Annotated in this window: 27 protein-coding genes; 4 read left to right on the top strand and 23 right to left on the bottom strand. The window is 36.8% G+C overall.

Features of this window, described 5'->3' with window-relative positions; translation table 11 throughout:
• Genes CO050_04970 through CO050_05070 form a run of 21 tightly spaced genes read right to left on the bottom strand, consistent with a single transcriptional unit; the run spans position 1 to position 9970 of the window.
• A complete protein-coding gene (locus CO050_04970; protein PJC30890.1) occupies positions 1-564 on the bottom strand; it encodes an adenylate kinase in 564 nt (187 codons plus the stop codon).
• Positions 561-1844, bottom strand: coding sequence for a preprotein translocase subunit SecY (locus CO050_04975; GenBank protein ID PJC30891.1), 1284 nt, complete (start codon positions 1842-1844; stop codon positions 561-563). Before CO050_04975 ends, CO050_04970 begins: the two co-directional genes overlap by 4 nt.
• Positions 1845-2285, bottom strand: coding sequence for a 50S ribosomal protein L15 (gene rplO, locus CO050_04980; protein ID PJC30892.1), 441 nt, complete (start codon positions 2283-2285; stop codon positions 1845-1847).
• Positions 2286-2296: 11 nt separating this feature from the next.
• Entirely contained in the window at positions 2297-2731 is a 435-nt protein-coding gene (locus CO050_04985; protein PJC30916.1) for a 30S ribosomal protein S5, read from the bottom strand.
• Positions 2732-2749: 18 nt separating this feature from the next.
• Entirely contained in the window at positions 2750-3055 is a 306-nt protein-coding gene (locus tag CO050_04990) for a 50S ribosomal protein L18 (GenBank protein PJC30893.1), read from the bottom strand.
• A 6-nt stretch (positions 3056-3061) separates the two neighbouring features.
• Positions 3062-3610 (bottom strand): 50S ribosomal protein L6, encoded by a 549-nt coding sequence (locus CO050_04995; GenBank protein PJC30894.1) that lies wholly within the window; start codon positions 3608-3610, stop codon positions 3062-3064.
• Positions 3611-3615: 5 nt separating this feature from the next.
• Entirely contained in the window at positions 3616-4011 is a 396-nt protein-coding gene (locus CO050_05000) for a 30S ribosomal protein S8 (protein ID PJC30895.1), read from the bottom strand.
• Positions 4012-4021: 10 nt separating this feature from the next.
• Positions 4022-4207 carry a type Z 30S ribosomal protein S14 gene (locus CO050_05005; protein ID PJC30896.1) on the bottom strand — a complete coding sequence of 62 codons (186 nt, stop codon included), beginning with the start codon at positions 4205-4207 and terminating at the stop codon, positions 4022-4024.
• Between the two features lies 1 nt (position 4208).
• The gene (locus CO050_05010; protein ID PJC30897.1) at positions 4209-4751 is read right to left on the bottom strand and encodes a 50S ribosomal protein L5; all 543 of its coding nucleotides are present in this window, start codon (positions 4749-4751) and stop codon (positions 4209-4211) included.
• Positions 4751-5056: a 50S ribosomal protein L24 gene (gene rplX / locus CO050_05015; protein PJC30898.1), complete on the bottom strand. Its 306-nt coding sequence runs from the start codon at positions 5054-5056 to the stop codon at positions 4751-4753. Before rplX ends, CO050_05010 begins: the two co-directional genes overlap by 1 nt.
• 8 nt (positions 5057-5064) lie before the next feature.
• Positions 5065-5436, bottom strand: coding sequence for a 50S ribosomal protein L14 (locus CO050_05020; GenBank protein ID PJC30899.1), 372 nt, complete (start codon positions 5434-5436; stop codon positions 5065-5067).
• A 5-nt stretch (positions 5437-5441) separates the two neighbouring features.
• Positions 5442-5678, bottom strand: a complete 237-nt coding sequence (gene rpsQ / locus CO050_05025; protein ID PJC30900.1) for a 30S ribosomal protein S17 — start codon at positions 5676-5678, stop codon at positions 5442-5444.
• Complete coding sequence (gene rpmC, locus CO050_05030) at positions 5671-5880, bottom strand: 50S ribosomal protein L29 (GenBank protein PJC30901.1); 210 nt, start codon at positions 5878-5880, stop codon at positions 5671-5673. Before rpmC ends, rpsQ begins: the two co-directional genes overlap by 8 nt.
• Complete coding sequence (locus CO050_05035; protein PJC30917.1) at positions 5877-6296, bottom strand: 50S ribosomal protein L16; 420 nt, start codon at positions 6294-6296, stop codon at positions 5877-5879. The genes rpmC and CO050_05035 overlap by 4 nt, the downstream gene beginning before the upstream one ends.
• Positions 6297-6313: 17 nt before the next feature.
• Positions 6314-6949 (bottom strand): 30S ribosomal protein S3, encoded by a 636-nt coding sequence (locus CO050_05040; protein ID PJC30902.1) that lies wholly within the window; start codon positions 6947-6949, stop codon positions 6314-6316.
• A gap of 2 nt (positions 6950-6951) precedes the next feature.
• The gene (locus tag CO050_05045) at positions 6952-7344 is read right to left on the bottom strand and encodes a 50S ribosomal protein L22 (protein PJC30903.1); all 393 of its coding nucleotides are present in this window, start codon (positions 7342-7344) and stop codon (positions 6952-6954) included.
• Positions 7345-7349: 5 nt separating this feature from the next.
• A complete protein-coding gene (locus tag CO050_05050) occupies positions 7350-7634 on the bottom strand; it encodes a 30S ribosomal protein S19 (protein ID PJC30904.1) in 285 nt (94 codons plus the stop codon).
• Complete coding sequence (rplB, locus tag CO050_05055) at positions 7634-8404, bottom strand: 50S ribosomal protein L2 (protein PJC30905.1); 771 nt, start codon at positions 8402-8404, stop codon at positions 7634-7636. Before rplB ends, CO050_05050 begins: the two co-directional genes overlap by 1 nt.
• 4 nt (positions 8405-8408) lie before the next feature.
• Positions 8409-8708: a 50S ribosomal protein L23 gene (locus CO050_05060; protein PJC30906.1), complete on the bottom strand. Its 300-nt coding sequence runs from the start codon at positions 8706-8708 to the stop codon at positions 8409-8411.
• 3 nt (positions 8709-8711) lie between these two features.
• The gene (locus CO050_05065; protein ID PJC30907.1) at positions 8712-9350 is read right to left on the bottom strand and encodes a 50S ribosomal protein L4; all 639 of its coding nucleotides are present in this window, start codon (positions 9348-9350) and stop codon (positions 8712-8714) included.
• The gene (locus CO050_05070) at positions 9347-9970 is read right to left on the bottom strand and encodes a 50S ribosomal protein L3 (protein ID PJC30908.1); all 624 of its coding nucleotides are present in this window, start codon (positions 9968-9970) and stop codon (positions 9347-9349) included. Before CO050_05070 ends, CO050_05065 begins: the two co-directional genes overlap by 4 nt.
• Positions 9971-10126: 156 nt before the next feature.
• Between CO050_05070 and CO050_05075 the strand changes: the two genes are divergently transcribed.
• Entirely contained in the window at positions 10127-10945 is an 819-nt protein-coding gene (locus tag CO050_05075) for an endonuclease (protein ID PJC30909.1), read from the top strand.
• Between the two features lie 20 nt (positions 10946-10965).
• On the opposite strand, the gene CO050_05080 is transcribed toward CO050_05075, so the two are convergent.
• Both CO050_05080 and CO050_05085 read right to left on the bottom strand, forming a co-directional pair.
• The gene (locus CO050_05080; GenBank protein ID PJC30910.1) at positions 10966-11343 is read right to left on the bottom strand and encodes a hypothetical protein; all 378 of its coding nucleotides are present in this window, start codon (positions 11341-11343) and stop codon (positions 10966-10968) included.
• A gap of 93 nt (positions 11344-11436) precedes the next feature.
• Positions 11437-12102 carry a hypothetical protein gene (locus CO050_05085; GenBank protein ID PJC30911.1) on the bottom strand — a complete coding sequence of 222 codons (666 nt, stop codon included), beginning with the start codon at positions 12100-12102 and terminating at the stop codon, positions 11437-11439.
• A gap of 36 nt (positions 12103-12138) precedes the next feature.
• On the opposite strand from CO050_05085, the gene CO050_05090 reads away from it, so the two are divergent.
• Genes CO050_05090 through CO050_05100 form a run of 3 tightly spaced genes read left to right on the top strand, consistent with a single transcriptional unit; the run spans position 12139 to position 15151 of the window.
• Positions 12139-13824 carry a hypothetical protein gene (locus CO050_05090; GenBank protein ID PJC30912.1) on the top strand — a complete coding sequence of 562 codons (1686 nt, stop codon included), beginning with the start codon at positions 12139-12141 and terminating at the stop codon, positions 13822-13824.
• On the top strand, positions 13821-14447 hold the full coding sequence (locus CO050_05095) for a hypothetical protein (protein PJC30913.1): 627 nt from the start codon (positions 13821-13823) through the stop codon (positions 14445-14447). Before CO050_05090 ends, CO050_05095 begins: the two co-directional genes overlap by 4 nt.
• A 2-nt stretch (positions 14448-14449) precedes the next feature.
• Positions 14450-15151 carry a hypothetical protein gene (locus tag CO050_05100; GenBank protein PJC30914.1) on the top strand — a complete coding sequence of 234 codons (702 nt, stop codon included), beginning with the start codon at positions 14450-14452 and terminating at the stop codon, positions 15149-15151.
• Positions 15152-15213: the final 62 nt, after the last annotated feature.

Below are 15213 nucleotides of genomic sequence, written 5' to 3' on the forward strand. Positions count from 1 at the left end.
CTATGTGTTCTTCTTACTTACTTTAATTTTAGCAACTTGCTTCATTATTTCTTCAGCTACTTTAGTTTTAGGTTGCTCTCCATCTACTTCAACTAAAATTTTGCGACGTCGGTAGAATAAAAGGACAGGTTTTGTTACTTTATGAAACAGCTCGATGCGCTTTCTAACTGCTATAACTGTCTCGTCATCACGCAGCACATCATTACGATACGATATTCGCCATAAGGCTTCTTTATCTGTAACATTTAAATAGATCACTAAATCCAGCTTGTGTTTAAACTGTTCTGCTTGAAATATTGTGCGAGGAAACCCATCCATGATGTAGCCTTTTTTATATTCAGGTCGAGCTAAATATTCTTCAACAATCTCTATAGTTTTTTTGTCAGGTATCAATAAACCAGCTGCCATAGTTTCTTTAAGATATCTTCCAAGCCTGGATTTTGATTGTGCCATATCACGAAAAATATGCCCTGTAGACAAATACTGCAACCCAAATTTCTTTGCTAGTCTTACTCCTTGAGTAGATTTGCCAGAACCCTGAATTCCCATTAATATTAATTTCATATATATTTATCGTAATTGCGCATCACCAACTGTGATTCAAGTTTTTTAGTCGTTTCTAAAACCACCGAAACAACAATCAAGAGACCAGTTCCCCCAATGATTAAAGTTCCAATACCTGTAACTGCGTTAGCAATTGAAGGAAGAATTGCTATTATACCTAAAAAGATCGCCCCTGCCAATGTAATACGCGTCAAGACATAATTTAAGTAATTTTTAGTTGGTGTACCTGGTCTAATTCCGGGAATAAAACCACCATATTTTTTTACTTCCGCCGATATCTTTTCAGGGTTAAAGGTAACTGCAGTATAAAAATAAGTAAAAGCAACAACTAATAAGAAATAAAATATATTATAAAACAAGCCTTCTGGATTAAATAGCGATGAAATATCTTGACCTATTGAAGCAATTGTTGGATTACTTGCCTGAGCCATAAAATTGCTCAAAAACCCTGGTAATAATATAAGTGATACAGCGAAAATGATTGGGATAACACCAGCTTGATTAACTTTTAGAGGTAAATAGGTTGCATTTCCTCCATACATCTTTCTACCTTGTACTCTACGGGCATACTGTATGCGAATTTGTCTTGTGCCTTCATTTACAAATACTATTGCTCCAATTACTACTATTCCCATTGTCGTAAAGACTAATGTTTGAAAAATAGTTTCTTGGTTAATAACTGAGACAGTCTGAAAAATAGACACTGGTAATCGTCCAACGATACCTGCAAAAATAAGCAGAGAGATGCCATTACCCATTCCATATTCAGAAATTAACTCTCCCAACCACATTAAAAGAAGTGATCCACAAACCAAAGTTGCCACAACTGCAACTAAGCTAACAATTGAAAGCTCGCTGATAATTCCTTGGTTACGAAGTAAAACGTAGATACCTACAGACTGAGCAATAGCAATTGGTACAGTTAAAAAACGCGTATATTGATTAATTTTTTGACGACCAAAATCCCCCTCCTTGCTTAGCTCTTCAAGTTTTGGAAACACAACAGTAGCAAGCTGTAGAATAATCGAAGCATTAATATATGGATTTAAACCCAGCGCCATGATCGAAAAATTGGCTAAAGTTCCTCCAGAAAATATGTCTAACAAACTTAACAACTGATTCTGCGCAAAGAAATTGCTTAGCGCTTCACGCTGGACGCCAGGAACAGGAATAAATACGAATAATCTAAATACAAAGAAAATACCAAACGTAAACAGGATTTTTTTCCTTAAATCTGGAGCCTGAAATGACTTAACAATCGGATCTAAGATAGAATTCATTTAAGCTTTTATTTTGCTTCCTTCTATTATCTTTTTGGCAGAACTTGACATCGCTATATTCTCTACCTTCACTTTTTTCTTTAGTTCCCCTCTTGCTAGTATCTTAACACCACGAGTCCTTACTTCAACTGCGTTAAGTGCACCTGCTTTCACCAAACTTTCTGGTGTGATAACTGCATTAGCCTTAAACTGATTTAGAACATCAAAATCTATAATTACTGGCCTCGGACTTACTGGTTTATTTTTACTCTTACCACGAAACATTGGCAAACGTTTAGTCATTGGGAGAGTTCCACCTTCAAAATTCAAAGGCATTTTACCTCGCTTGAGTGAGCCTTTTGTGCCACGTCCGCTCTTTGCTCCTCTAGCGCCACGCTTACCACGACCAACACGCTTGCTGCCAGCGTCTACTATTTTTTGCAATTGTGCTAGATTAAACATGTTTTTTTAGTTTATTTAAGTTTCTTCAATCCTTCAATAACTGCAGTTGCATTGCTTATTTTATTCCTTGTTCCGAGTATTTTAGAAACGATATTCTGAATTCCAGCTGCCTCAACTACCGCACGCACTGCTCCTCCTGCTCGAACCCCTGTTCCATCTGGAGCAGGTTTTAATAGCACCAATGCTGCACCTTTTTTTATCTCAACTACATGCGGAATCGTTGAACCTTTCATCGAAACAGTTATCATATTTTTCTTTGCTCTTTTCATTCCTTTACGAATTGCCGATGCAACATCCGACGCCTTGCCTAATGCCACTCCAACCTTGCCTTTTTTATCTCCAACTACACAAAAAGCCGAAAAAGAAATCGCGCTTCCGCCAGTAGTTTTTTTAGAGGTACGTTTTATCTGTATTACCTTTTCTTCAAATTCACTATTTTCTCTCATATATTTCATATTTGTATATTAAAAGTCTAGTCCACCTTTGCGTGCAGCTTCCGCAAGTTGTTTTACACGGCCATGATATTTATATTTACTTCGATCAAACTTTACCTGTTTTACACCTTTTTTCTTCGCGTCAATCGCCACTTTCTCTCCAACTAAAAATGCTATATCTGAACCACTTTCAGCTTTTTTGCTCTTGATCTGTAAGCTATTAGCAGATGCCAGAGTTTTTGATTGCACATCATCTATAACCTGCACATAAATATGCTTATTTGATCTGTACACGGACATCCGTGGTCTCTTTTTGTCTCCTATTATTCTTTTCATTTTACATTACTCTCCTGCTGCTTTAGCAGCCTTACCTTGTTTCTTTCTCACAACTTCACCTTTATATCTAATTCCTTTTCCTTTGTATGGCTCAGGTGGACGAACTTTGCGAATAAGCGCTGCCATCTCTCCAACTAGCTGCCTATCATGACCAGATACCTTAATCATGGTGTTATTTTCCACCTCAAACTTTATGCCTTCTTTTGGCTCTATTTTAACAAGATGAGAAAACCCAACTGTTAATACCAAGTTTTTACCTTCAATTTTACTCCGATAACCAACTCCCACCATCTCAAGTTCCCTGGTAAATCCATTAGAAACCCCTATAACTGCATTTTGTAATAAGCTTCGAACTGTTCCATGCATTGACTTAGCCTGTTTATAGTCACCTTTCCGTTCGATTGTCACCATACCATCTTTTTGTTCTAATTTCAGACTAGGATGAAGTTGCACGGTTAATTCACCGTTTTTACCTTTTACATTAACATCGGTAATGTTAATTTTAACCTCTACTCCTTCTGGCACTTTTACTGGTTGACTTCCTATTTTGCTCATAATATTTACCAAATTTCACAAATTAATTCTCCACCTAAGTTTTCTTTCTTGGCGGCTCTTACGCTCATCACGCCTTTAGACGTTGACACTAATGCCTGACCAACACCCGATAATACAGTAGGCAAAGCTGACTTGCTCGAATATTTCCGTAAACCCGGCTTACTCAACCGACGTACATCTGTAAATGCCCGTTGGCCATCAACATACATAAGCGAAAGAACTAGCTGCTTTTTTACTCCCTCACCCTCAACTTTAGCATCCCGTAGATACCCTTCTTGTTTTAATACAACTGCAATATCCTCCTTTATACGAGAATAACCAACTGTTAATTTAGCATGATTAGCCATGTACGCATTTTTAATGCGAATTAACATGTCTGCGATTGGATCTGTATGTGACATATTTATTTTTTTACCATGATGCCTTTTTGACTCCAGGTATCTCTCCTTTCCTTGCTAACTCTTTAAAACACAATCTACATGTACCAAATTTACGCATATACGCCCGACTTCTACCGCACAACTCACAGCGATTTACGTCGCGTGAACTATACTTTTGTTTATGTTTAAATTTTTCTATATCTGATGTTTTTGCCATTTTATTTTTCTTTTGTAAAAGGGAAACCTAATTTTATCAACAATTCTCTAGCATGCTCATCAGACTTTGTAGAAGTTACTATGGTTACCTGTAGCCCTCGATAATCAGACGCCTCTACATTGTCCATTTCTGGAAACAACGAATATTCACTAAAACCAATAGATATATTTCCTTGCTTATCAAATGCCGAAGGATCAATTCCTCTAAAATCTCGAAGCCTTGGAAGCACAATATCCGTTAGCCTCTTAAAAAAATCATACATTCGTTTATTTCTAAGAGTTACTTTTACACCAATATCTCGACCTGCTCTTAGCTTAAATCCCGAAATTGCACGTGTTGCCTTAGTAATTAACGGCTTTTGACCTGTAATTAAAGTAAGATGCCCAGCAACTATATCTAGTGCTTTTTTATTAGTCAAGGCTTCACCAACCCCAACATTAATAACAATTTTTGAGAGTTTTGGGATAGCCAATAAATTAACTATCTTCAGCTCTTTAGCTAATTCTGATGTTACTGTTTGCTGATAGTATGTTTTTAGATCCATTATTTAATCAATTTTTTACATTTACGACAAATTCTTTGTTTTTTATTCTTGATTACTGTGTAACCAACTCGCGTGCTTTTACCACACTCAGGACATTTTAAAGCAACTTTTGACACATCAATTGGTTTAGTAATATCTATGATTCCTCCTTCATTATCTTGTGTCTTTTTAATATGTTTTTTGAACATATTAATTCCTTTTACAATTATTTTGCCTTTTTTAGGTATTAGTTTCTCTATTTTTTCTTCTCGACCTTTATCTTTACCTAGAAGAACCACCACTGTATCGTTAACTCTTAATCTCATATTACTAATTAATAAACTTCTTTAGCTAAACTAATAATGCGATCAAATCCTAGTTCTCTAAGTTCGCGAGCAACTGGGCCAAATACACGCGTACCAATGATGGTCTTATTCTGGACATTTTCTAAAACTACCGCTGCATTATCACTAAAACGAATGTGACTCCCATCGCTACGACTTTGCTCTTTTCTTGTACGTACAACAACTGCCTTAACTATTGTGTGATCTTTTACTGCACCTAACGGGTCAGCTTTAGTAACGCTAGCTATTACAATGTCTCCTATCTTGCCATCTTTACGTCGTTTACCAAGAACTTGGACAACCATTAACCCTTTTGCACCTGAATTATCTGTTACTTTTAATTTTGTCTGTAATTGAACCATTTTATTTAATTCTCAATTTTACTCACCACTTTAAACTTTTTGGTCTTACTAATCGGCCTAGTTTCTTCAATTATTACTTGATCACCTACGCTAAGCTCATTTAACTCATTATGAACTATATAACGTTTGTTGCGTTTTATAATTTTCTTATATAAAGGGTGTGCAAACTTTCGCTCCACATCAACAATCGCAGTTAGAGACCCTTTAATAGATACAATTTCTCCTGTTAATCGTTTAGGCATTTTTATTAAGCTCCTTTTCGCGCTTTATTGTTTTTAATTGAGCAATATTGCGCCTCTTTAATTTCATCTCTTGAGTATTTTTCAGCTTACCCATGGTAAACTGCAATTTTAGATCAAGAATATCTTTTTGCAAGTCAACAACCATGTTGTCTAGTTCGACAACTTTTTTTGCCCTATTATCTTTTAATTGTTTAGATTTCATATTATATCTTCGCCTCGTTTAACAATTCTAGTTTTAATAGGAAGTTTGGCCGCCGCACGACGCAACGCCTCTAATGCTTCCCCCTCAGGTACACCACCTAATTCATAAAGCATTCTTCCTGGCTTAACCACGCATACGTATCCCACAACTTCACCCTTACCACTACCCATTGATGCCTCAGATGGTTTACTTGAAATAGGCTTATCTGGAAAAATCCTTATCCAAACTCTTCCTCCACGCTTTGTATACCTTGTCATCGCAACACGAGCAGCTTCAATTTGATGACTAGTTATCCATGCGCGACCCAACGACTGAAGTCCAAAATCACCAAAGCTAACTTCTGTTCCACGTGTTGCATTTCCTCGCATTGTTCCACGAAACTGCTTTCTATATTTTAATCTTTTAGGTTGTAATATCATGTGTTTATATTAATTTATGACTTTCGACAAATCCAAACCTTTATTCCTACATAACCAGATTTTGTCAAAGCTGGAACCACCGCAAAATCTATCTCTTCACGTATAGTAGACATCGGAACACTTCCTTCTTTATATTTCTCCACTCGTGCAATTTCTGCACCCCGAATTCTGCCAGATAACATAATCTGAACTCCTTTTGCCCCAGCTCCCATAACCTGTTCAATTGCACGATAGACTGCTCGTCTATGAGGTATACGTCTCTCTATCTGCTCAGCAATATTTTTTCCAACTAGATGAGCATTCAAGCTTGGCGCAGATACAGGTTCAACCTGAATCTCTATTTTAGCGCTCGCTGCTCCTTCTTCAAAAAAGCTCATTATGTATTTTTTAATTATTTCTAGATTTTGCCCACCTCTACCAATTGCCACTCCCGGTCGAGCAACATAGATCACTACTTTAACAGTGCTAATTGAACGCTCAATAACTACCTCTGCAATACCTGCATTAGCCAGTTTTTCCATAAGAGCAGAACGTAACTTGACGTCTTGAATCAAGAAATCTTTATATTTCCTCTTGTCCGCAAACCAACGAGACGACCAAGTGAACTTTTCACCCATTCGAAATGCTTTTGGATGTACTTTTCTTCCCATAACTATATTGTGACCACCTTTTTAACTTTTTTTATTAATTTGACAGGTTTTGGTTTTGGCTTTGGCTTTTCTGATAAAACAATCTTAATATGGCTGCTTCTTTTAACATAAGGATGCGACATTCCACGACTAACAGGGCGCCAGCGCTTTGAGTCTGGCCCTTTATTAATCTCTAAAAGCTTCACAACAAGTAAATTTTCTTGAGCGGAGTGAGTTTTAACTGCACCTGCAACTGCACTTCGCAGCGATTTTGCTAGATACTTAGCTGCATTTTTTTTAAGATAATCTAGATTAGATAAAGCTTCATCTACCAACTTACCACGCACAACATCAGCAACCTCTCGCATTTTACGAGGACCAATTTTTATATATTTAATCTCTGCTTTGTATTCCATATAAATTAAGTCTTTTCTAATACTCGTTTTGTAACTTTTCCGTGTCCCCTAAACGTACGAGTTGGAGAAAATTCTCCAAGTCGATGACCCACCATATCTTCAGATATAAATACTTCAACAAACTTGTGTCCATTATGAACACCAAATTTCATTCCTACAAATTCAGGTGGAATTTGGCAATTACGAGCCCAAGTTTTAATTTGAGCATCTTTACCCGTTTCTTTTAGAGCTAACGCCTTCTTAAGGAGTTTCTCATTTATGTATGGACCTTTTTTACTACTTCTTGACATTATTTTTTTCTACGATCAACAACTATAAATTTCCGGCTATGTTTATTAGGGTTCCTAGTTTTTTTACCTAACGTCTTTTTACCCCATGGCGATTTAGGCGACGGCATTCCTATACCTGAGCGTCCTTCTCCACCTCCATGTGGATGGGACCCAGGATGCTGAGCAACTCCACGCACAGTTGGACGAATCCCTAACCAGCGCTTTCGTCCTGCTTTGCCTAACGTTTCATTCTTAAACTCTTCTCTAGACACCTGTCCAATAGTCGCATAACAATCTTCATGCACAAGTCTTAACTCTCCTGAAGGCAACTTCAACTTAATATATTTCTTCTCGTGTGCAGCAATTAAAGCTGCACCACCCGCTCCTCGAACCAATTTTGCTCCTTGACCTGGTGCAAGTTCAACATTATGCACTTCTTTTCCAATTGGTATATTCTTCAATGGCAAAGCATTTCCATTTTTTATCTCTGCATCTGGACCAGACTGTACAACTGATCCCACTTCAATCCCTGCTGGAGCTAAGATATACCTCTTTTCACCATCTTCGTAATAGATTAGGGCAATCCTTGACGCACGATTTGGATCATACTCAATTGCTGCTATTTTACCAGCAATTCCATATTTGTCCCGTTTAAAGTCCAGCTCTCTATATAGACGCTTATGTCTACCACCGCGATGACGAATAGCCACGTGACCCTTGTTATCGCGACCTGCGCGATACTGCAGTGACTTTGTTAAGCTTTTTTCTGGTTTATGTTTTGTTATCTCCATATTATTAACCACCAATCTCAAATAACTCGATCTTATCTCCTTCTTTAAGTTTTAATAAGGCTTTTTTTCGTGGGCTTGTTTTAACAGTATTTCTACGCATCTGACCCTTACGTTTTGTCTTACCTTGAATTGTAATGGTTTTAATATCTATAACAGTTACCTCAAACTGCTCTTCAATAGCAACTTTTATTTGATTTTTATTTGCTTGTGTATCTACCAGGAATGTATACACATTAGCCTTAGAAGCATCTTGCAATGTTTTTTCTGTAATCACCGCTTTTTTAATAATATCTCGTGCTCTCATAAGTTATTTAGAAATTAAATCTTTCAACTCTGTTAATCCATCAGGTGTAAAAAATAACTTGTCATAATACAAAACCTCATAGGTATTGATTAAGTTAGGTGTCTTAAGCTCAACATTGGACAAATTTCTCATTCCAAGCTGTAAATTTTTCTCGCCTTTTCCTGTAATAAACAAAGCTTTATCTTTACCAAGTTCAACTCCAAGTTTTTTTGTCATAACACCAGCATATTCTTTAGTCTTAGAATTAAGCTTATCCAGCCCCTCAACTACAAATATCTGCTTTGCAGCAAATTGCGCTGAAAGTGCACAAATTAAGGCTTTTCTCTTCATTTTTTTTGGCATCAGACGAGACCAGTCGCGCTGGGTTGGTCCATGTGTTACTCCACCACCGACAAAAATGTTTGAATAACGATCTCCATGGCGAGCTCGCCCGGTTCCCTTTTGACGCCATATTTTAATCCTCGAACCACTAACTTCCGACCTAGTCTTAACCTTCACATTGCCTTGGCGCTGATTAAAAAGATACACCCTTACAGCTTGGCGAAGCAAATTTTCATTCACTTCTTGACCAAAAATCTCCTTAGGAAGATCTATTTTTGCTTCTTTCTTGGTTCCTTTGGCTAATATTATATTAGCTTTCATTTAACTATTTTTAACAAACCTTTTTTGGGACCAGGGACTACACCCGCAACTGTTAGTATATTTTGCTCTGCATCAACCGCAACTACTTTTAATCGTCCAACAGTTTGTTGCACTCCACCCATACGTCCGCTCATTTTTTTACCTTTTAAGACACGTGATGGAGTCGCTGATGAACCTATAGATCCAGGTGCTCTTTCTGTATGTTTCGTACCATGTGTACGAGAATCACCCTTAAACCCCCAACGCTTAATTACTCCCTGAAATCCTTTACCTTTGGTAGTACCTGTAATTTTTACGGTGTCTCCAATTTCAAAAACCTGATCAACTATAATTTTTTCACCCAATTTAAGCTCATTATCACTACTTTCGATTTCCATTAAAAAACGGGGTGTTTCTGTTAACCCCGCTTTTTTTGCTACTCCTGTCTTAGTTTTTGGGTCTTTGTTTTTACGGTATGCTTCAAACCCAATTTGAACGGCATCATATCCATCTTTATCAACAGTCTTAAGCTGCAAGACAAAGCATGGGCCCGTATTAATACGAGTTACCACAAGTCGCTTACCCTGTTCGGTAAAAAACTCTGTCTGATCTAATTTTCTTCCAATCAATCCTTTTATCATAATCACAAAAAAAGCGACCTCGGTAAGGTCGCTGACCTTCACTTACTGCCGAGGTATTAGTATGCTTATGGGTTAAACAACCTCATAACGTAGGGGTAATTTTACCATCGGTCTAGGTTCACGTCAAACCCAACTAGCAACGTGTATAATAACCACATGAAACTGGGAGGTCATGTATCCGTTGCTGGTGGATTATTGAATACAGTAGACAAAACACAAGCAATTGGGGGAAACTGTATGCAGATCTTTTCATCCCCACCTAGAAACTGGTATGGACCCAACCACTCTGAAAATGCTATTACTGAGTTTAATCAAGCCATAGACAAGCAAAGCTTAAGCCCTATATTTATACATGCAACCTATTTAATTAATCTTGCCAGTATCAACCCTCAAACAAGAGCTAAATCTATAAAGATACTGCAAGATGAACTGGAATTTGGAGACAAAATCAATGCCAGTGGTGTCATTTTTCACATTGGCAGTCACAAAGGCCAATCACATTCCGATGGATTAAACAAAGTAGTTGCAGCAATAAAAAATATTTTAGCAATAAAATATAAAACGCCACTATTATTAGAAAATGCAGCTGGTGAAAATAATAAAATAGGGAGCAAACTTGAAGACTTAGAATATATCAGCAAAGCAGTTGGTAATCCTCATCTCGGGTTTTGCCTAGACAGCGCCCATTTATACTCAGCTGGCTACGATCTAAGCAATCCAACCACGATCACTTCGATTATTCGAACAATCGAAGTAAAGAGGCTAAAAGTCATGCATCTAAACGATACCGACACTGTATTAGGCGGTGGCAGAGATAAACATGAGAATATTGGTAAAGGAAACATTACTCTTCTAGGATTCAAAAACATCATTAACCACCCTCTATTAAAAGACATCCCTTTTATAATTGAAACCCCCGGAGAAAACAGAGAAGGCCCTAATAAACAAAACATCAACACCCTAAAAAACCTCTAACTTCAAGAAGCAGGTTGTTATCACAGGGTCAAACCCTGCAATATAAGATCAGCAATCTTGTTCCAGTGATTAGAACTAAAGACTGCATTTAGATTGGGTTTATCAGAATAAGCAATACTCTTACACCCAATATTTTTTGCCAACTCAACATCTGATTCTCTATCTCCAATAGTATAGGATTGCTTAAGATCCACTCTATTTTTTTCAAGAAAGTCATCAATAAGACGAGTTTCAGGCTTCATACAATTACAGTTATCTTCTCTAAAGTGGGGACAAAAATATGTTTTTTCAAATACAATATTATTATCCTCAAAAATATCCATTAATTTATTCTGAGGAGTCCAAAAACTTTCATCGGGAAATTTATCCGTACCAAGTCCTGATTGATTGCTAACCAAAAAACGAAATCGTCTTGACGATTATAGGGTCAAACCCTGCAATTACAACAGTTATTCCCTAGAAAAAAGGTGGCTGACCCCATTTTCCATTTTCTAGCAGGTGGGGGATTTTTTGTAGCCTGCTTTTATTGCCTCTTCCTCACTACAAAACCAGCCTTCACCTCGATCTTCCTGCACAATCGTTAAATTGTAGTGCCTGCATTCTGGCAAATGATAATCTCTTACTTTTGTATCCCTATTAATATTCCCCTTAATAGCACAGTTCTTATTTTTTGGCGTCATACTCGTACACTCTCCATACAAGCCCCTACTTTCTGCCTCCGCCTCATGCGCCACTTTAAGCAAAACTTCCTTGTGTCTCCCAGCCCCACGACTCCCATACCGAGCATATCCACTTTCTAGCAATTTCTGATTCACTAGCTCACCATCTAAATATAGGTACCCTACTGGTCTGTTATAGGCATCCTCTGTAAAAGTCTCAATCTCCACCTCCTTATTCAGTACCAAGTCTTCTAAAAATCCTTTAGACTCTTCCGCATAACAGTTATCTTTTTCTGGAGCTTCCACCCCACCCAGCCTTAACTGGAAATTACCTGTCACCATCACCGAATCCCCATCCATCACCTGGATAACCTCAAAGATCTTTTTTGAACTATCTACCTTCTGGAGATTTTTCAACAGAAATACATTAAATAAAAGTGAACCAATAAGCGTTAGAGATAAAACTAAAACATTAGGCTTACCTATAAACCTCTTCACTCTTAAACAATACCATAAATAGTATAAAATAGGGGAATGAAGTATCTAAAAAGGATATTTGCTCTTGACCCTCAATTTATATATTTTCTCTTAATATTAACTACAGTTGTCTATGCATTTAGCTGGAGTGGAGAATTTTTATCTGATGATATTGCTGGTATCCAATACAATCCAAATATAAGCGACTTCTTCCTCCAACTCAAAACTTTAAACATAAACAATATCTACAACTCCACTATTCTCAATATTTTCGGAGTTAAACCATTCTGGTTTCATTTGTCTAATACAATCTTTCATCTTATGGCAGTTGTAGCTGTTTATGTATTTATACATAAACTATCCAAAACTCTCTGGGTTACCAGATTAACTACTCTTTTATTTGCGATACATCCAATTGAGACAGAGGTTATTGCCTGGATCTCTGGCTTATCGTATGCCACATATACATTGCTATTTATTATTTCACTAACTTTTTACTTAGTAGCATTTAAAGCTATAAAAAATACTTCCAATAAGCTTAAATATTTAATCTGTGCAAACATCTTTTTAATATTATCTCTATCTTCTTCAGAAAAAGCGGTCATATATCCGGCAATACTAATAGCAATGCTGGTCTTCTTTATTCGACCATTCACTAAAATTAATATATTTAGCACTATTCCCGCATTTATCATTTCTGGAATTTATACACTATCACGTATTTCAGACGTTAGCGCCCGCTTAGGAAACGTCAATTCTGGATACACAGGTGAATCAGTTGCTTTCGATCCATTAGTCCAGATTCCCATAGCAATCTACTCATACATTAAACTTATACTCATACCATTTAATTTAACTCTTTATCATGAGTTTAATAGTTTTCCACAATGGGAATATGCATTGGCAGTTATTGTCACAATCATAACCCTGGCAATAATTATTGCATCCTCTTACTATGCTCTTAAAAAACAAAGACCTCTAGTTGCCTTAATACCATTTGGTCTGATCTTCTTTATATCTTCATTAGCTCTAACTCTATTACCCATCAACATCGCCTGGGTGGTAGCAGAAAGATATGTACACCTTGGATCAATTGGTTTTTTCATAAGCATATCCGCAACGATCTACATTATTATAGATAAACTGTCAATTAATAAAGATAGCTTTTATCAATGGACTTTTATAGTATTAATACCTTTGCTTGCAATTCTAACCATAAGAAGAAATCTACAATGGCATAGTCAAGACACTCTCTGGCCTGCAACAGTAAAAATCTCACCAGATAGCGCATATGCCTGGAACAATATGGGAGATTATTACGGCAGACACGGAGATACAAAAAACTCAATACAAGCATTTGAAAACGCCCGCAAAATTCGTCCACGTTACGCAGATGCAACTCATAACTTGGCAAATGTATATATGCAGATAGGAGAAGCAACTAAAGCGTCTGAATTATTTAAAGAGGCTTTATCTTATAGTCCAACGTTATATCAGTCATACACAAACTTAGGCCGGATTGCCCTATCTTTACAACAATTTGAACCTGCTATAGATTATCTTGTTAAAGCAACAGAAATTAATCCTGATCCTTTTAATGAATATTTATTGTTATACGTTGTATATAGCAAAATAGACACTAATAAAGCCACTTCAGCTCTAGCCCGCGCAATAACTCTTGCCAAAAACAATCCACAACGTCTACAGATTATTAACCAAGTTCAGCAAAATCCAAAATTATGAAAAGCTGTATTGTCCCAAATTTATTTATCTATGATTGGCATTCTGTATTTAAAAAATACAAATCAATAGTAAAACCTAATATGACAGTCCTTGAAATCGGAGCATCAAATACTTCTAATACAAAACAGCTTGCAATGCACTGTAAATCACTAATAGGAGTTGAGCTTTCCCCCAAACGCACACCTTTAAACTTTAGCAACGTTAAATACATAACTGGAGACTGGCAAAAATTATCTTCTCTCATTAAAACAAACAGCATAGATATTGCCGTGAGCACCCATGTAATCGAACACGTTCCAGACGATCTACTTGCGCTAAATGAGTTATATTCTGTTCTAAAAAAAGATGGCGTAGCCATAATAAATACTCCCAACCGCAAGCGCTTAACTAGAACAATTATTGAGCTCTTCACGGGAAAGAGAAAATTTCCTTACTGGGAACATGAAAGAGAGTACATAGAGAAGGATCTAATAAACCTGATTCATAAGTCCAAGTTTAAACACTATACGATCAAACCCGTGGTACTTGGTTTACACGGAGGTCCCATCTATATATATCTTGAATCAGTTCCAGCTATCTTAAGGCCTTTGAGTAATTTCTGGGAAATTCATCTAACTAAGTAGTCATGAATAATCTAGTTACCAATCCATCCTTAATCGTAAAATATCTCTTTATGAGGTTCTATTTTCAGATCGAAAATTTTGTGGCTCAAGTAGCTAAACAATATGACAAACCCGATACTATTCTATTGGATATTGGATCTGGCCATAGCCCCTACCACAAGTATTTCAAAAAAACCAGATACCTAACTAACGATATTAAACAAAACGAAAACAAGACCATAGATATAATAGGAAATATAGAAAAGGGTCTACCCAAAGTAAAAAGCTCAAGCTTGGATTATGTTATTTGCACACAGGTAATTGAGCACTTAACTGACCCCCAGTTGGCTTTTAAAGAATTCAATCGCATGCTAAAACCCAATGGTAAACTATTTCTTACTACCAATTTCCTTTACCAAATCCATATGGCACCGTACGATTATTATAGATTTACTTCATTCGGATTAGAGCATTTAGGAAAATCAGTAGGATTTAAAATTGACCACCTAAGGAGTCATGGTGGAATTTTCCAAGTCTTATCATACATAATAACCACCCTACCTGTTCGCCTCTATCTTAAAAACCACTACCGACTAACCTTGATCTATTTAGTTGCATTCTCCCCAATCATCTTGGTTCTCAATCTTACTGCTACTATCTTAGATGGCCTTGATAGAGACCGCGAATTAACTATTAACTACGAAGTTATTTATACTAAGCCATGACTAGTCAAACCCCAGTTATCTCCATAATAATCGCTAGTTTTGATAATGATAAGTTTCTTCAA

Source organism: Candidatus Roizmanbacteria bacterium CG_4_9_14_0_2_um_filter_38_17 (assembly GCA_002788855.1).
Taxonomy (GTDB): Bacteria; Patescibacteriota; Microgenomatia.

Coding starts and splice junctions, on each gene's coding strand:
- CO050_04995 (PJC30894.1), bottom strand. CDS start 3,610: ATGAGCAAAATAGGAAGTCAACCAGTAAAAGTGCCAGAAGGAGTAGAG.
- CO050_05065 (PJC30907.1), bottom strand. CDS start 9,350: ATGAAAGCTAATATAATATTAGCCAAAGGAACCAAGAAAGAAGCAAAA.
- rpsQ (PJC30900.1), bottom strand. CDS start 5,678: ATGCCTAAACGATTAACAGGAGAAATTGTATCTATTAAAGGGTCTCTA.
- CO050_05005 (PJC30896.1), bottom strand. CDS start 4,207: ATGGCAAAAACATCAGATATAGAAAAATTTAAACATAAACAAAAGTAT.
- CO050_05100 (PJC30914.1), top strand. CDS start 14,450: ATGAATAATCTAGTTACCAATCCATCCTTAATCGTAAAATATCTCTTT.
- CO050_05040 (PJC30902.1), bottom strand. CDS start 6,949: ATGGGAAGAAAAGTACATCCAAAAGCATTTCGAATGGGTGAAAAGTTC.
- CO050_05045 (PJC30903.1), bottom strand. CDS start 7,344: ATGGAATACAAAGCAGAGATTAAATATATAAAAATTGGTCCTCGTAAA.
- CO050_04970 (PJC30890.1), bottom strand. CDS start 564: ATGAAATTAATATTAATGGGAATTCAGGGTTCTGGCAAATCTACTCAA.
- CO050_04985 (PJC30916.1), bottom strand. CDS start 2,731: ATGAGAGAAAATAGTGAATTTGAAGAAAAGGTAATACAGATAAAACGT.
- CO050_05020 (PJC30899.1), bottom strand. CDS start 5,436: ATGGTTCAATTACAGACAAAATTAAAAGTAACAGATAATTCAGGTGCA.
- rpmC (PJC30901.1), bottom strand. CDS start 5,880: ATGAAATCTAAACAATTAAAAGATAATAGGGCAAAAAAAGTTGTCGAA.
- rplX (PJC30898.1), bottom strand. CDS start 5,056: ATGAGATTAAGAGTTAACGATACAGTGGTGGTTCTTCTAGGTAAAGAT.
- CO050_05075 (PJC30909.1), top strand. CDS start 10,127: ATGAAACTGGGAGGTCATGTATCCGTTGCTGGTGGATTATTGAATACA.
- CO050_05010 (PJC30897.1), bottom strand. CDS start 4,751: ATGGATCTAAAAACATACTATCAGCAAACAGTAACATCAGAATTAGCT.
- CO050_05095 (PJC30913.1), top strand. CDS start 13,821: ATGAAAAGCTGTATTGTCCCAAATTTATTTATCTATGATTGGCATTCT.
- CO050_04975 (PJC30891.1), bottom strand. CDS start 1,844: ATGAATTCTATCTTAGATCCGATTGTTAAGTCATTTCAGGCTCCAGAT.
- rplB (PJC30905.1), bottom strand. CDS start 8,404: ATGGAGATAACAAAACATAAACCAGAAAAAAGCTTAACAAAGTCACTG.
- CO050_05000 (PJC30895.1), bottom strand. CDS start 4,011: ATGTCACATACAGATCCAATCGCAGACATGTTAATTCGCATTAAAAAT.
- CO050_04990 (PJC30893.1), bottom strand. CDS start 3,055: ATGAAAAGAATAATAGGAGACAAAAAGAGACCACGGATGTCCGTGTAC.
- CO050_05050 (PJC30904.1), bottom strand. CDS start 7,634: ATGTCAAGAAGTAGTAAAAAAGGTCCATACATAAATGAGAAACTCCTT.
- CO050_05070 (PJC30908.1), bottom strand. CDS start 9,970: ATGATAAAAGGATTGATTGGAAGAAAATTAGATCAGACAGAGTTTTTT.
- CO050_05060 (PJC30906.1), bottom strand. CDS start 8,708: ATGAGAGCACGAGATATTATTAAAAAAGCGGTGATTACAGAAAAAACA.
- rplO (PJC30892.1), bottom strand. CDS start 2,285: ATGTTTAATCTAGCACAATTGCAAAAAATAGTAGACGCTGGCAGCAAG.
- CO050_05090 (PJC30912.1), top strand. CDS start 12,139: ATGAAGTATCTAAAAAGGATATTTGCTCTTGACCCTCAATTTATATAT.